Annotated in this window: 10 protein-coding genes; 3 read left to right on the forward strand and 7 right to left on the reverse strand. The window is 60.6% G+C overall.

Annotation, left to right across the window (positions count from 1 at the left end):
• Positions 1–45 precede the first annotated feature (45 nt).
• Positions 46–1,710 carry an energy-dependent translational throttle protein EttA gene (gene ettA, locus C4J94_RS23505; protein WP_124388279.1) on the reverse strand — a complete coding sequence of 555 codons (1,665 nt, stop codon included), beginning with the start codon at positions 1,708–1,710 and terminating at the stop codon, positions 46–48.
• Positions 1,711–1,996: 286 nt separating this feature from the next.
• Here ettA and C4J94_RS23510 point away from each other — a divergent pair, with 286 nt between their 5' ends.
• Both C4J94_RS23510 and glyA read left to right on the forward strand, forming a co-directional pair.
• The gene (locus C4J94_RS23510; protein ID WP_124388280.1) at positions 1,997–5,848 is read left to right on the forward strand and encodes a bifunctional diguanylate cyclase/phosphodiesterase; all 3,852 of its coding nucleotides are present in this window, start codon (positions 1,997–1,999) and stop codon (positions 5,846–5,848) included.
• Between the two features lie 229 nt (positions 5,849–6,077).
• Positions 6,078–7,331 carry a serine hydroxymethyltransferase gene (gene glyA / locus C4J94_RS23515; RefSeq protein WP_124388281.1) on the forward strand — a complete coding sequence of 418 codons (1,254 nt, stop codon included), beginning with the start codon at positions 6,078–6,080 and terminating at the stop codon, positions 7,329–7,331.
• A 186-nt stretch (positions 7,332–7,517) separates the two neighbouring features.
• Here glyA and yjiA read toward each other — a convergent pair whose 3' ends face one another.
• From yjiA to C4J94_RS23530, 3 genes are all read right to left on the reverse strand, one after another.
• Positions 7,518–8,477 (reverse strand): GTPase, encoded by a 960-nt coding sequence (gene yjiA, locus C4J94_RS23520; RefSeq protein ID WP_124388282.1) that lies wholly within the window; start codon positions 8,475–8,477, stop codon positions 7,518–7,520.
• Positions 8,478–8,632: 155 nt separating this feature from the next.
• Positions 8,633–8,830, reverse strand: coding sequence for a YbdD/YjiX family protein (locus tag C4J94_RS23525; protein ID WP_003176208.1), 198 nt, complete (start codon positions 8,828–8,830; stop codon positions 8,633–8,635).
• A gap of 15 nt (positions 8,831–8,845) precedes the next feature.
• A complete protein-coding gene (locus C4J94_RS23530; protein WP_124388283.1) occupies positions 8,846–10,912 on the reverse strand; it encodes a carbon starvation CstA family protein in 2,067 nt (688 codons plus the stop codon).
• A 174-nt stretch (positions 10,913–11,086) separates the two neighbouring features.
• Between C4J94_RS23530 and C4J94_RS23535 the strand changes: the two genes are divergently transcribed.
• Positions 11,087–11,455: a PilZ domain-containing protein gene (locus C4J94_RS23535; protein ID WP_124388284.1), complete on the forward strand. Its 369-nt coding sequence runs from the start codon at positions 11,087–11,089 to the stop codon at positions 11,453–11,455.
• A gap of 128 nt (positions 11,456–11,583) precedes the next feature.
• On the opposite strand, the gene radA is transcribed toward C4J94_RS23535, so the two are convergent.
• The 3 genes from radA to C4J94_RS23550 form a co-directional block, all read right to left on the reverse strand.
• On the reverse strand, positions 11,584–12,951 hold the full coding sequence (radA, locus tag C4J94_RS23540; RefSeq protein WP_032884669.1) for a DNA repair protein RadA: 1,368 nt from the start codon (positions 12,949–12,951) through the stop codon (positions 11,584–11,586).
• A 35-nt stretch (positions 12,952–12,986) separates the two neighbouring features.
• Positions 12,987–13,535, reverse strand: coding sequence for an ankyrin repeat domain-containing protein (locus tag C4J94_RS23545; protein ID WP_124388285.1), 549 nt, complete (start codon positions 13,533–13,535; stop codon positions 12,987–12,989).
• A gap of 138 nt (positions 13,536–13,673) precedes the next feature.
• Positions 13,674–15,215, reverse strand: a complete 1,542-nt coding sequence (locus C4J94_RS23550) for a catalase (RefSeq protein WP_124388286.1) — start codon at positions 15,213–15,215, stop codon at positions 13,674–13,676.
• Between the last annotated feature and the right edge of the window lie 198 nt (positions 15,216–15,413).

The raw sequence follows: 15,413 nt of genomic DNA on the forward strand, positions 1-15,413 counted from the left end.
GCGTGAGGGGTATTTTTTCAACGGGCTGCTGCGGCTATTGCAGCATCAGGCCAGCTTTTTGTGACGCACACGGTGCGGCTGGGCAGCGGCCTCACCCAAACGCTTCTTACGGTCGGCTTCGTACTCGGTGTAGTTGCCTTCGAAGAACACCGCTTGGGAGTCATCTTCGTACGCCAGGATGTGGGTCGCGACGCGGTCAAGGAACCACCGATCGTGAGAGATCACAATGGCGGCGCCCGGGAAGTCCAGCAAGGCTTCTTCCAGGGAACGCAGGGTTTCGACGTCGAGGTCGTTGGACGGTTCGTCGAGCAGCAACACGTTGCCGCCCTCTTTCAAGGTCAGAGCCAGGTGCAAGCGGCCACGCTCACCACCGGAGAGGTCCTTGACGAACTTCTGCTGGTCGCCGCCCTTGAAGTTGAAGCGGCCGACATAGGTGCGCGACGGGATTTCATAGTTGCCGATACGGATCTGGTCGGAACCGTCGGAAATCTGCTGGAACACCGTCTTGCTGCCGTCGAGGTCGTCGCGGCTCTGGTCCACGCAAGCCAGTTGCACGGTTTCGCCGATCTCGATGCTGCCCGAATCCGGGGTTTCCTTGCCCATCAGCATGCGGAACAGGGTGGATTTACCCGCACCGTTACCGCCGATAACGCCGACGATCGCGCCTTTTGGCATAGAGAACGACAGGTTATCGATCAACACGCGGTCGCCGTAGCCTTTGCACACATTCTTGAATTCGATGACCTTGTCACCCAGGCGCGGGCCGGCCGGGATGTAGATCTCGTTGGTTTCGCTGCGCTTCTGGAATTCCTGCGACTGCATTTCTTCAAAGCGTTGCAGACGGGCCTTGGATTTGGACTGACGGGCCTTGGCGCCTTTGCGCACCCATTCCAGTTCTTCCTTCATGGCTTTTTCGTGAGCCGATTGCTGCTTGGATTCGGCGGCCAGACGGTCGGACTTGGCTTCCAGCCAACCGGAGTAGTTGCCCTCGTAAGGGATACCGGCGCCACGGTCGAGTTCGAGGATCCAGCCGGCAACGTTGTCCAGGAAGTAACGGTCGTGCGTGATCGCAACCACGGTGCCTGGGAAGTCGTGAAGGAAATGTTCCAGCCAGGCGACGGAATCGGCGTCCAGGTGGTTGGTCGGTTCGTCGAGCAGCAACATGTCGGGCGCGGACAGCAGCAAGCGGCACAGGGCCACACGGCGCTTCTCGCCACCGGACAGGAATTCGATTTTGGCGTCCCACGCCGGCAGGCGCAGCGCGTCGGCGGCGACTTCCAGCTGGCGCTCCAGGTTGTGGCCGTCGCCCGCCTGCAGGATCGCCTCGAGCTTGGCCTGTTCGGCGGCCAGCTTGTCGAAGTCGGCATCCGGTTCGGCGTAGGCGGCGTAGACCTCGTCCAGGCGCGCCTGGGCGTCCTTGATCACGCTGACAGCCTCTTCGACCACTTCGCGCACGGTCTTGGACGGATCCAGCTGAGGTTCCTGCGGCAGGTAGCCGATGTTCAGTTCGGGCATCGGGCGGGCTTCGCCTTCGAACTCGGTGTCGACGCCGGCCATGATTTTCAGCAGCGTGGATTTACCCGAACCGTTGAGGCCGAGCACGCCGATCTTGGCGCCTGGAAAAAAAGACAGCGAAATGTTTTTCAGGATTTCCCGCTTCGGCGGAACAACTTTTCCCAGCCGATGCATGGTGAAGACGTATTGAGCCATGGTGAACCTAGCGTCAGTGACTGATGAATTAAGCGGACGAAGCCCGTGCCAGGCCATGCGCCGCGCGGGCCGTTGACTATCATCAATGCCAGCGAGCGGAAAAAAGCCTGAATATCTGGGGCTGGAACGCCCCCGCGTAACCGGCAAAGCTACCTGAATGCGCTGGGGCAGTCCAGCCAGGCAGGACTGGCACTTTGCCACAACTCAAGGCATGCTAGCCGCCCTCCGGGCGTCCGGCTTATAGTGCACGTCGCGCGCCAGTCCAGCCAAACCGCAGGATCACAGCTTGTCCAAAGTCACGCCGCCAACGCCCTTGCGCGCCGCTCATATAGCGCCGGGCGCGCCCCTGCACGGTACCCTCAAAGGCGCGTTGGCGACGCTCGTGCTGATGTTGCTCGCGTTATTGTTCTGGCAACTGCTCGACCAACTGCAGCAAAACCAGAAAAACCAGCAGCAATACACCATCGACTACAGCGCCGACCTGGCCGAGCAGATCAGCCAGAACATGGCCTTGAGCGCGCAGATCGCCTTGAATCTGCTGCCGATCGTCGAGCCGCCGCGCAACCCCGAACAACAACAGGCCCTGATCCGCTCGTTGCAGCGCTCATTACCCGAGCTGCGCAGCTTCGCCCTGCTCGCCCCCAGCGGCGCACTGATCAGTGATACCGCCAACGACAGCCAGGACAGCGCCCTGCTTGAAGAGCTGGTCAAGCGCAGCCACGCCCAAAACTATTACCTGAGCAACGACAGCGAGGGCGCCGTCATCTACCTGTTGCTGCACCAGCCCAGCGGCGGGTCGAAAATGTACTGGGCGCTGCGCCTGGCGCCCACCTACCTGGCTAACCTGACTCGCCAGGATGCCCAGGGCCAACGCCCGATGTGGGCGATCGAGAACCGCCTGAACCAGCGCGTGGTCAGCCGTGACAACGGCATGCCGGCACCGTGGGCCAGTGCGTTGACTCCGGACGAGCTGAATAAAACCGTGCTGGTCACACCGTTGAGCAAGAGCGACTGGCAACTGCGCGGGCTGTTCGACCGCAACGCAGTACTTGAACAACTGCTGCCTGCGTTTATCGGCAAATGCCTGTTGGGCCTGGCTTTTTCGCTGGTCCCAGTGATCGTGCTGCTGAACATGCGCCGTCGCCAGCGCCAGGTGCATGAAGGCCGGCGACGCTATCAGGATATTTTCGAAGGCACCGGCGTGGCCTTGTGCGTGCTCGATCTTTCGGGGCTTAAGGCGTTCTGCGACAAGACCCAGGTGCAGAGCCCTGAACAATTGCACACCTGGCTGGGGGCCAACCCCATTGAGCGCCGTAAACTGCTTAAAGAGCTGCGCGTCACCGAGGTCAACCAGATGGCGGTGCGCCTGTTGAACGTGGGTTCCTGCGAGGAAGCCTGGGAGCGCCTGATTGACGACTCTCCACGCAATGCCACTTCTATCGGCACCCAGGTGCTGGAAGCCGTACTGACCCGGCAAAAACAGTTGGAGTTGGAGATCCAGCTCAACGATGTGGCGGGCAATGAACAGTACCTGTGGCTCGTGATGCGCTTGCCGGAACAGCAGGATGACGTGCGCGCGGTGATCCTCAGCATCAGCGATATCACCAGTCGCAAGCTGATCGAGCTGTCGCTGGTCGAGCGCGAGAGTTTCTGGTCGGACGTGGTGCGCACCGTGCCCGATCACCTGTATGTGCAGGACGTGATCAGCCAGCGCATGATTTTCAGCAACCATCACCTAGGCCATACCCTCGGCTACAACAAGGCCGAACTGCAGAAAATGGGTGAGTACTTCTGGGAAATCCTGCTGCACCCCGAAGACGCCGAGCATTACCACGACTCGCGTCAGCAGCAACGCCAGATGGGCTACGCGACCCAACTGCACTGCCAGTTGCGCTTTCGTCATCGCAATAACCAGTGGCGACGCTTCGATATCCGCGAACAGGCCCTGGCCAGGGACACGTCGACCGTGGTCACGCGGATCATCGGCGTGGCCAAGGACATCACCGACCAGATCGAGGCCAGCGAATCCCTGCGCGACAGCGAGCAGCGCTACCGCATGCTGGCTGAAAGCATCAGTGACGTGATCTGTTCCACCGACAGCCAACTGGCCCTCAACTACGTCAGCCCCTCGGTCAACGCCGTGCTGGGGTACGACGTGGACTGGGTGTTCAAGAATGGCTGGCAGTCCGTCATTGCCAACCCGCAACAGCTCACCGGTATTTATGCGCTGATGGAGCAGGTCAGCCGCGCCGTGGGCAATCCGGAAGCATTGAACAGCCTGCGCGATGAGGTACAGACCCAACTGTTCCTGTTCGACTGCCTGCGCGCCGACGGGCGCAAGGTGCCGATCGAGCTGCGTGTGGTGCTGGTGTGGGACGAACATGGCGCGTTCGAGGGCATCCTCGGCGTGGGCCGGGATATCAGCCAGCAACGCCGTGCCGAAAAAGACCTGCGCATGGCGGCCACGGTGTTCGAGCACTCCACCTCGGCGATCCTGATCACCGACCCGGCCGGCTACATCGTGCAGGCCAACGAGGCCTTCAGCCGGGTCAGCGGTTACGCCGTGAGCGATGTACTCGACCAGCTGCCGAACATGCTCACCGTCGATGAACAGCAAGAAGCCCACCTGCGCTACGTGCTCAAGCAATTGCACCAGCACAGCACCTGGGAAGGTGAAGTGTGGCTCAAGCGCCTTAACGGCGAGCACTACCCGGCCTGGGTCGGCATCACGGCGGTGTTCGACGATGAAGGCGACCTGGCCAGCTACGTGTGTTTCTTCAGTGATATCAGCGAACGCAAGGCCAGCGAACAGCGCATCCACCGCCTGGCCTATTACGACGCCCTGACCCACCTGCCCAACCGCACCCTGTTCCAGGACCGCCTGCACACCGCGCTGCAGTCGGCCGAGCGGCAGAAGTCATGGGTGGTGCTGATGTTCCTCGACCTGGACCGCTTCAAGCCGATCAACGACTCCCTGGGCCACGCCGCTGGCGACCGTATGCTCAAGGAAATGGCCACACGCCTGCTCGGTTGCGTGGCCGAAGACGACACCGTGGCGCGCATGGGCGGCGATGAGTTCACCTTGCTGTTGCAGCCACGCGTCAGCCGCGACATGGCGCTGAACCGTGCAATCACCGTGGCCGAGCAAATCCTGGCCAGCCTGGTGAAGCCGTTCGTGCTGGAAGGCCGCGAGTTCTTCGTCACCGCCAGCATCGGCATCGCCCTGAGCCCTCAGGACGGTAACGAACTGAGCCAACTGATGAAAAACGCCGACACGGCGATGTATCACGCCAAAGAGCGCGGCAAGAATAACTTCCAGTTCTACCAGGCCGATATGAACGCCAGCGCCCTGGAGCGCCTGGAGCTGGAAAGCGACCTGCGCCACGCCCTGGACCAGAACGAATTCGTGCTCTATTACCAGCCGCAGTTCAGCGGCGACGGCAAACGCCTGACCGGCGCCGAAGCCCTGCTGCGCTGGCGCCACCCGCGCCGTGGCCTGGTGCCGCCGGGGGATTTCATTCCGGTGCTGGAGGAGTTGGGGCTGGTGGTGGACGTGGGCGACTGGGTGATCAGCGAAGCCTGTCGCCAGCTCAAGACCTGGCACCAGAACAAGGTGCGGGTGCCCAAAGTCTCGGTCAACATCTCGGCACGACAGTTCTCCGACGGGCAACTGGGCACGCGCATCGCCACCATCCTCAAGGACACCGGCCTGCCGCCGGCGTGCCTGGAGCTGGAGCTGACCGAAAGTATCCTGATGCGTGAAGTCAACGAGGCCTTGCAGATCCTCGCCAGCCTGAAAAACCTCGGCCTGAGCATTGCGGTCGACGATTTCGGCACCGGTTATTCGTCGCTCAATTACCTCAAGCAATTCCCTATCGACGTATTGAAGATCGACCGCACCTTCGTCGATGGCCTGCCATCCGGCGAACAGGATGCACAGATCGCCCGCGCCATCATCGCCATGGCCCACAGCCTGAACCTGGCGGTGATCGCCGAGGGCGTGGAAACCCACGAACAACTGGACTTCCTGCGCGAGCATGGCTGCGATGAGGTGCAGGGCTACCTGTTCGGGCGGCCGATGCCGGCGAACCGGTTCGAGGCACAGTTCAGCAATGATGCGCTGTTCATGTTTGACTGAGATTTTGTGTGGGGCTGATGGCCTCGTCGGGGGGAGCCCCCTCCCACCTTTTGACTTGTGAATACCTTCAAATGTGGGAGGGGGCTTGCCCCCGATGAGGCCGGCACAATCACCGCCCATCCCCCAGATGAGCCCCACTTGTCCGCCACATGATGTCCTTTCATATGCCATCTAAAACCCATTGGGTTAGAATGCCCTCCTTTTCTGCCCCCGATCCTTGAGGACCGCCATGTTCAGCCGTGATTTGACTATTGCCAAGTACGACGCCGATCTCTTCGCCGCCATGGAGCAAGAAGCCGTGCGCCAGGAAGAGCACATTGAGCTGATCGCTTCGGAAAACTACACCAGCCCTGCGGTGATGGAGGCTCAAGGTTCGGTTCTGACCAACAAGTACGCCGAAGGCTACCCAGGCAAGCGCTACTACGGCGGTTGCGAATACGTCGACGTGGTTGAGCAGTTGGCCATCGACCGTGCAAAAGAGCTGTTCGGCGCTGATTACGCCAACGTCCAGCCACACGCCGGTTCCCAGGCCAACAGCGCGGTGTACCTGGCCCTGCTGCAAGGCGGCGACACCATTCTGGGCATGAGCCTGGCCCACGGCGGTCACCTGACCCACGGCGCCAGCGTCTCCTCCTCCGGCAAGCTGTACAACGCCGTTCAATACGGCATCGACGCCAACGGCCTGATCGACTACGACGAAGTCGAGCGCCTGGCGGTCGAGCACAAGCCAAAAATGATCGTGGCCGGTTTCTCTGCCTACTCGCAGATCCTGGATTTCCCACGCTTCCGTGAGATCGCTGACAAGGTTGGCGCTTACCTGTTCGTCGACATGGCTCACGTGGCCGGTCTGGTCGCGGCTGGCGTGTACCCGAACCCGGTGCCTTACGCTGACGTGGTCACCACCACCACCCACAAGACCCTGCGCGGTCCACGTGGCGGCCTGATCCTGGCGCGTGCCAACGCCGAGATCGAGAAGAAGCTGAACTCCGCAGTATTCCCGGGCGCCCAGGGTGGCCCGCTGGAGCACGTGATCGCTGCCAAGGCGATCTGCTTCAAGGAAGCGCTGCAGCCTGAGTTCAAGACCTACCAGCAACAAGTGGTGAAGAACGCCAAGGCCATGGCCGGTGTGTTCATCGAACGCGGTTTTGACGTGGTGTCCGGCGGGACTGAAAACCACCTGTTCCTGCTGTCGCTGATCAAGCAGGACATTTCCGGTAAAGATGCTGACGCTGCCCTGGGCAAAGCCTTCATCACCGTGAACAAGAACTCCGTGCCGAACGACCCACGTTCACCGTTCGTCACCTCCGGCCTGCGCTTCGGCACCCCGGCTGTGACCACGCGTGGCTTCAAGGAAGCAGAGTGCAAGGAACTGGCCGGCTGGATCTGCGACATCCTGGCCGACTTGAACAACGAATCCGTGATCGACGCGGTACGTGAGAAGGTCAAGGCTATCTGCAAGAAGCTGCCGGTGTACGGCGCTTGATGGCAGTTGCTTGAATAAGAAGCCCGGCTCTTGAGCCGGGCTTTTTTATGGGCACAAATTTCAAAGTGAAATGCAATCAATGTGGGAGGGGGCTTGCCCCCGATAGCGGTGGGTCAGTGATAGATAAGTGCCTGGCACACTGTCATCGGGGGCAAGCCCCCTCCCACATTTGGCCCGTATTTCAGGTCAGGCTTGGTAAAGGCGCTGGAAGCCTTCGCGGATCTTGTCTTCCGGCAAATCATCGGCAATAAACACGATCACACTCTCGCGCACCTCGCCCTCGGCCCATTCGGTATCCCAGTCGAAACCGTAGAGTTTCAGCACGCCCTGGAACACCAGGCGCCGGTCTTCCCCCGCAATGTTCAGCACGCCTTTGTAACGCAGCAATTGCTTGCCATGGTCTTCCAGCAGCTCGTTCATGAACTCACTGAGACGGTCGATATCCAGCGGTTGGTCGGTGCGCAGCACCAGGCTGGAGATGCGGTCGATGGACGGCGCCGCGCTGACCGGGCGCAGGCTCATGCCGGCGTTGAGGTTGAAACCACGCACGTCGAGCAGTTCGGCCAGGTCGATGGCGCCATGGTCCACCACCCGAATCGGGGCGCGGCGGTTGATGCGGGTCAGGCGTTCGCTGAGGGCGTCGAAGGTGGCGTCGTCCACCAGGTCGCGCTTGCTCACCAGCAGGCGGTCGGCAAAGCCGATCTGGGCCTGGGCGATGGTCTGGGTCAGGTGATGCTCGGCGTGAGCCGCGTCCACCAGCGTAATGATGCCGTCGAGGATGTAGCGCTCGCGCAGTTCCTCGTCGATGAAAAACGTCTGGGCCACCGGGGCGGGGTCTGCCAGGCCGGTGCATTCGATCACCAGGCGGTCGAAAGCGATCTCGCCACTGTCCAGGCGCTCGAGGAGCAGGTAGAGGGCCTTGGTCAAATCGGTGTGGATGGTGCAGCACACGCAGCCGTTGGAGAGGGTCATGACCTGCACCGGCTCCGCGCCCAACAGCTGGGTGTCGATACCGGCGTCACTGAATTCGTTTTCGATCACGGCGATCTTCAAGCCGTGCTCGGCCTTGAGCAGATGGCGCAGCAAGGTGGTCTTGCCGGCACCGAGGAAGCCGCTGAGGACCGTTACGGGTATGGGAGATGACAAAAAAGTTCTCCTTATAACTGAAGAAACACAAAACAAATGTGGGAGGGGGCTTGCCCCCGATAGCAGTGTGTCAGGCACTTATCTGTCACTGACACACCGCTATCGGTAGCAAGCCCCCTCCCACATGGGGATCACCGCCAGCCCGAATTAACGGGTCAGCAGCACTTGGGCCCACCCTTGCCGCCGTAACGGGCTTCCTGGCGTTCCCGGAAGAACGCCTTATAGTCCATCATCGGTTTGTCCGGGTGTTTGGTTTGCATATGCTCGACGTACGTGTCGTAGTCGGGCATGCCGACCATCAGGCGCGCGGCCTGACCGAGGTATTTACCGAGGCGACTGATGTCATTGAACATGCTGGCAATCCTCGCTTATGCGTCCGGTACAGCCTGGAACGGGGCTTCTTTATCCGTACGCTCTTTGTTGCCCCAGGCGGCAACGCCGACCTTGAGCGCATAGAACAGGATGCTGAACACCACGAACAGGAACAGCGCCGTCAGCGTTGCGTTGGTGTAGGCGTTGTAGATCACGTGCTGCATCTGGTCGATGCTCTTGGCCGGGGCCAGGATCTGGCCGTTAGCCAGGGCATCGCTGTATTTCTTGGCCAGCGACAGGAAGCCGATCGCCGGGTTGGCGTCGAACAGCTTGATAAAGCCTGCCGTGGTGGTGCAGATCAGCAGCCAGACCGCTGGCAGCATGGTCACCCAGATGTAGCGCTGGCGCTTCATTTTGATCAGCACAACCGTGGCCAGCATCAGCGCGATACCCGCCAGCATCTGGTTGGAGATGCCGAACAGCGGCCACAAGGTGTTGATGCCACCCAATGGGTCGATCACGCCCTGGTACAGCAGGTAACCCCACATTGCCACACAACCGGCGGTGGCGATCAGGTTGGCGGTCCAGGATTCAGTGCGCTTGAGCGACGGCACGAAGGAGCCGAGCAGGTCTTGCAGCATGAAGCGACCGGCACGGGTACCGGCGTCGACTGCCGTGAGGATGAACAGCGCTTCGAACAGGATCGCAAAGTGGTACCAGAACGCCATGGTGTTTTCACCCGGCAGCACACTGTGCAGGATCTGCGCGATACCCACCGCCAGGGTCGGTGCACCGCCGGCACGCGCCAGGATGGTGGTTTCACCGATGTCATGGGCTACGGCCGACAGCGCCTCGGGGGTAATTGCAAAGCCCCAGCTGCTGACGGTCTGCGCCACGGTAACGACGTCGCTACCGACAATCGCCGCCGGGCTGTTCATGGCGAAGTACACGCCAGGCTCGATCACCGACGCGGCAACCATCGCCATGATCGCCACGAATGACTCCATCAGCATGCCGCCGTAACCGATGTAACGGGCGTGGCTTTCACTGGCCAGCAGCTTGGGCGTGGTGCCCGAGGAAATCAGCGCATGGAAGCCGGAGACCGCGCCGCAGGCGATGGTGATGAACAGGAACGGGAACAGGCCGCCTTTCCACACCGGGCCAGTGCCGTCGATGAACTGGGTGAGCGCCGGCATTTTCAGGTCGGGCATGGTGACCAGGATGCCAATCGCCAGGGCGATGATGGTGCCGATTTTCAGGAAGGTCGACAGGTAGTCACGCGGTGCCAGGATCAGCCACACCGGCAGTACCGCCGCCACGAAACCGTAGCCGATCAGCATCCAGGTGATCTGGATCCCGGTAAAGGTGAAGGCCTTGGCCCAGACCGGGTCAGCGGCAATCTGCCCGCCCAGCCAGATCGAACCCAGCAGCAACAGCACGCCGATGATCGAGATTTCACCGATACGCCCCGGACGGATGTAGCGCATGTAGACGCCCATGAACATCGCGATCGGGATGGTTGCCATCACCGTGAAGATGCCCCACGGGCTCTCGGCCAGGGCCTTGACCACGATCAACGCCAGCACCGCGAGGATGATGATCATGATCAGGAAGCAGCCAAACAGCGCGATGGTCCCCGGAATGCGGCCCATTTCTTCGCGGACCATGTCGCCCAGGGAACGGCCGTTACGCCGGGTGGACAGGAACAGGATCATGAAGTCCTGCACCGCACCGGCCAACACCACGCCGGCAATCAGCCAAAGCGTGCCGGGCAGGTAGCCCATCTGCGCCGCCAACACCGGGCCGACCAACGGACCTGCGCCGGCAATTGCCGCAAAGTGGTGACCGAAAAGGATGTGTTTGTTGGTCGGCACATAGTCCAGACCGTCGTTGTTGATCACTGCGGGGGTGGCCCGCCGTGGATCCAGTTGCATCACGTTATTGGCGATGAACAGGCTGTAGTAACGGTACGCGACCAGGTAGATGGCCACCGCAGCGACCACAATCCACAAGGCGTTGATCGCCTCGCCGCGGCGCAAGGCCACTACGCCAAGGGCGCACGCTCCTACGATTGCCAGCACCAGCCAGGGTAGATGGCGTAGCAGGCTATTATTATTTTTCATTTTTATATTCCAGCCAGGGTGGACAGAAGGACAGCCAGCCCGAGTTTAGCGCTGTTGGCCTTAAAGGCCACCCCCCTACGTTGGTCTAGAGCCTTGCCGGCGCAAAAAAAGCAGAAATAAATGCCGGATGATGGCTTAGGGCTACAATCGCTGTATTCCACAGAGGATTTCGCCATGACCGAGCAAGCGTCTGATCGCCGCCGTTTTCGCCGGATTGCCTTTGACGCCAAGACCGAGCTTCGGCAAAACGGACACGAATGGCCGGTGCAGTTGGTGGATTTGTCGCTCAAGGGTTTATTGGCGAAGCGGCCTGAAGACTGGAAAGGCAATAAGGCGCTGCCGTTCGACGTCGATATACGCCTGGACCCGAAGGCTCATATAAAGATGCAGGTACGCCTGACCCATGAAGAGCATGATCAGTTGGGCTTTGTGTGCCAACACATCGACCTGGAATCGATCAGCCATCTGCGACGGTTGATCGAATTGAACCTGGGCGACGAAGAGGAACTGCATCGCGAGTTAGCGGCATTGCTGGAAATCTAACATTCAGCACAGATCAAAATGTGGGAGGGGGCTTGCCCCCGATGGCAGTGTGTCAGGCACTTATAGGTCACTGATACACTGCCATCGGGGGCAAGCCCCCTCCCACATTGGTTCCGCGGTGTTAGTGATTATTCAAACAGCGCATCCAAGGCCTGTTCCAGGCGCGTCACGCCAATCACCTGCAACCCCGGCGGCATTTCCTTCGGCGCATTGCCCTTGGGCACGATCGCGCGTTTGAAGCCATGCTTGGCCGCTTCCTTCAAGCGCTCCTGGCCACTGGGCACCGGGCGTACTTCGCCCGACAGCCCCACCTCGCCAAACACCAGCAGATCATGGGGCAGCGGCCGGTTGCGCAGGCTGGACATCACCGCCGCCATCAATGCCAAATCGGAGGCAGTTTCCAGCACCTTGACCCCGCCGACCACGTTAAGGAAGACGTCCTGGTCGTGCGTCGGAATCCCGCCATGGCGATGCAATACCGCCAGCAGCATCGCCAGACGGTTCTGATCCAGACCGAGGGTGACCCGTCGCGGGTTGGCCAGATGGCTGTCATCCACCAGCGCCTGGACTTCCACCAGCATCGGCCGGGTACCTTCCCACGTCGCCATCACCACACTACCGGGGACTTCTTCCTGGGCGCGGGTGAGAAAAATCGCCGACGGGTTGGAGACCTCTTTGAGCCCCCGGTCAGTCATGGCAAACACACCCAACTCGTTCACCGCGCCAAAGCGGTTTTTCACCGCCCGCAGCAACCGCAGGCGGCCATCGGATTCGCCTTCGAAATACAGCACGGTGTCCACCATGTGCTCCAGCACGCGCGGCCCGGCCAGCGCGCCTTCCTTGGTCACGTGGCCCACCAGGAAGATCGCCGTACCGCTCTGCTTGGCATAGCGCACCAACAGCGCGGCACTTTCACGTACCTGGGAGACGCCGCCAGGGGCGGACTGCAGTTGCTCGGTGAAAATCGTCTGGATCGAGTCGATCACCATGACCTTCGGCTTTTCGATGCGCGCCGTGGCGATGATGCTTTCAATGCAGGTTTCGGTCATGACCCGCAGTTGGTCCTGGGGCAAGCCCAGTCGGCGGGCGCGCATGGCCACTTGCTGCTGGGATTCTTCGCCGGTGACGTACAACGCCGGCATGCGGCTGGCGATGCTGCATAGGGTTTGCAACAGGATCGTGGATTTACCGATGCCTGGGTCGCCGCCGATCAACACGACCGAGCCGTCCACCAGGCCACCGCCCAATACCCGGTCCAACTCGCCGGAGGCCGTGGAGAAGCGCGGGATCTCTTCGACGCTGACTTCGGCCAGGGTCTTGATCTGCGCCTGTTGCCCGGTCCAGCCGGCGCGGCCGGTCGGCGCCGCAGCACCACCGCTTTCAATCATGGTTTCAGTCAGGGTGTTCCACGCACCGCACTCGCCGCACTGGCCCGCCCATTTGGGAAAGGTCGCGCCGCACTCCGTGCAGCCGTACATGCGCTTGGCCTTTGCCATTCGAGAACCTCCAACCGAAAAAACGCGATGATAGCTCAGCGCGGCGCCGGGGTCCGGATTTCACCATTGGCCAAGCGTGTAGCGCTGTTACCGATGGGGTCTTCGGCGTTGAGGTCGGCGCCTTTGGCCTTGAGTTCGCCGAGCAGTTCGACGCGCTTGAACAGCCCGGCGTACATGGCGGCGGTCTGCCCCGCGCCGTTGCGCTGGTCGGGGTTACAGTCGGTGGCCAGCAGGCGCTGGGCAATTTTCAGTTCACCTTTGAAGATGGCGCCCATCAGCGCAGTGTTGCCACGTTTGTCCTGCACGCAGGCGTCGGCACCGGCGGCCAACAGGCGCTCAACATAGGTGCTTTGGCCGTGATAGGCGGCGAGGATCAAGGCGGTGTAGCCCTTGTCGTCCTGAGTATTCAGGGCGTAGCCCGATTCAATGAAAGTGTTGAGCATGTCGAGATCGCCACGGCGGGCGGCGTCGAAATAATAGTCCTGAAGCTGCGCCTTGAGCGCACCAGGGTCATTGGAGGGGGGTTGTTCGGCCAGCACACTAAACGAACAGCAGGCCAGCAGTGCCCATATGAACGTACGCATGATCAAAATCCTTGAGAAAGATCCCCTTGTAGGAGCGAGCTTGCTCGCGAAAAACGTCAACGATAACGCGTGCATCCTGGATAAATGCGTTGCCTTTGAGTTCTTCGCGAGCAAGCTCGCTCCTACAGGAGGGCGCGGTTAGTCGCTCAGTTTGTCAGCCAGTGCTTTCACACGTGCCAAGTCGCCCTTGGCAACCTTGGCCACGCCGGTGCCGTATTCCGGGTCTGCCTTGTAGAGGAACGAGAGGATGATGTGCTTGCTCTCATCATCGGTGGTCGCCAGCGAGCCGCCGAAGTTGTCGATCAGGTCCTGGCGCTCTTTCTTGCTGTAGGAGCGATACAAGTCACCGGCCTGCTTGAAGTTCTGCTCACGCTGGATCTTCGCCTGCTGGGTGCTGCCCGACAGCGGCGACTGGCTGTAGCGCGCAGTTTGCGGCTCTTCCCGTGGCAACAGGCGGCTTGGCTGGTAGTTCACGCCAGTGGTGGTCTTGCCGAAATTCATTGCGCCGTCCTGGTTGCCGTTATTGACGGTCACCCGTGGCGCGTTGATCGGCAGTTGCAAGGCATTGGCGCCCAGGCGGTACATTTGCGTGTCGGCGTAGGAAAACACCCGGCCTTGCAGCAGGCGGTCTTCCGACGGTTCGATACCCGGCACCAGGTTGGCCGGGGCCATCGAGACCTGTTCGGTCTCCTGGAACACATTGGCCGGGTTGCGGTTGAGCACCATTTGCCCAACTTTGCGCTCAGGCACATTCGGCCAGATTTTAGTGGCATCCAACGGGTCGAAATCAAACGTGGCCAAGTCTTCAGGTTTTAACACTTGCACATACAAGTCCCACTTGGGGAAGTCGCCCTTGTTGATATGGGTGACCAAGTCATTGGTCATGTGGCTGTAGTCACGTCCTTGCACTTCGGTGACTTGCTTGGGATCAAGATTCTTGATGCCTTGCAGGCTCTTCCAGTGGAACTTGACGTAGTGCACTTCGCCCTTGGCGTTGATTAACTTGTAGGCATGTACGCCGTTGCCGTCCATTTCCCGATAACTGGCCGGAGTACCGGAGTCCGAATACAACTCGGTCAGTGTACGAGTGGACTCTGGAACATGGGAGAAGAAGTCGAAACGACGCGAGTCATCGTCCAGGTTAGTGCGCGGGTCCGGTTTGAACGCGTGGACCATGTCCGGGAACTTGATGGCATCGCGGATGAAGAAGGTCGGGAAGTTATTACCGACCAGGTCCCAGTTACCCTCGGCGGTGTAGAACTTGGTGGCGAAGCCTCGTGGATCGCGCAAGGTTTCCGGCGAATGGTTACCGTGGACCACCGCCGAGAAGCGCACGAATACCGGTGTGGCTTCACCGGCTGCGAACACCTTGGCCTTGGTCAGGTCGCTGAGGTTGTCGGTCACGGTGAAGGTGCCATGGGCGCCCGTGCCGCGTGCGTGGACCACACGCTCGGGAATGCGCTCACGGTCAAAGCGCTGCAGCTTCTGGATCAGTTGAACATCCTGCAACAGCACAGGGCCATTGGCGCCAGCGGTCTGCGAATTCTGGTTATCCCCAACGTTGGCACCGTTATCACGGGTCAGGTTGGCGGCTTGCACGGAAAGGCTCAGCAGGCTGGCGGTCACCAACGCCAGCGCCTGGCGCGCCGACACGGGCCTGCGGTTGATTGAACTGTTCATCGAGGTTTCCTCTGGTTTTTTTAGTGCACATTCAGTTGTGCTTGCCAGAGGCTAGTGACCTGCGGGTCAGAAGATAAATAGAAAAACCCCACAGGGCCGATTGAGAAAAAAATATGGTAACCCGCTGAAATTCTGCGTATTTCGCGCGCGATTGGTGGCACTTTGCAAACTAATTGCGATTTAATGTGTCGATAAAAA

Source organism: Pseudomonas sp. R5-89-07 (assembly GCF_003851685.1).
Lineage (GTDB): Bacteria > Pseudomonadota > Gammaproteobacteria > Pseudomonadales > Pseudomonadaceae > Aquipseudomonas.

Bases quoted from the DNA above. Each gene is read 5' to 3' on its own strand.
- ettA (WP_124388279.1), bottom strand. From the start codon at position 1,710: ATGGCTCAATACGTCTTCACCATGCATCGGCTGGGAAAAGTTGTTCCG.
- glyA (WP_124388281.1), top strand. From the start codon at position 6,078: ATGTTCAGCCGTGATTTGACTATTGCCAAGTACGACGCCGATCTCTTC.
- C4J94_RS23525 (WP_003176208.1), bottom strand. From the start codon at position 8,830: ATGTTCAATGACATCAGTCGCCTCGGTAAATACCTCGGTCAGGCCGCG.
- C4J94_RS23530 (WP_124388283.1), bottom strand. From the start codon at position 10,912: ATGAAAAATAATAATAGCCTGCTACGCCATCTACCCTGGCTGGTGCTG.
- C4J94_RS23535 (WP_124388284.1), top strand. From the start codon at position 11,087: ATGACCGAGCAAGCGTCTGATCGCCGCCGTTTTCGCCGGATTGCCTTT.
- radA (WP_032884669.1), bottom strand. From the start codon at position 12,951: ATGGCAAAGGCCAAGCGCATGTACGGCTGCACGGAGTGCGGCGCGACC.
- C4J94_RS23545 (WP_124388285.1), bottom strand. From the start codon at position 13,535: ATGCGTACGTTCATATGGGCACTGCTGGCCTGCTGTTCGTTTAGTGTG.
- C4J94_RS23550 (WP_124388286.1), bottom strand. From the start codon at position 15,215: ATGAACAGTTCAATCAACCGCAGGCCCGTGTCGGCGCGCCAGGCGCTG.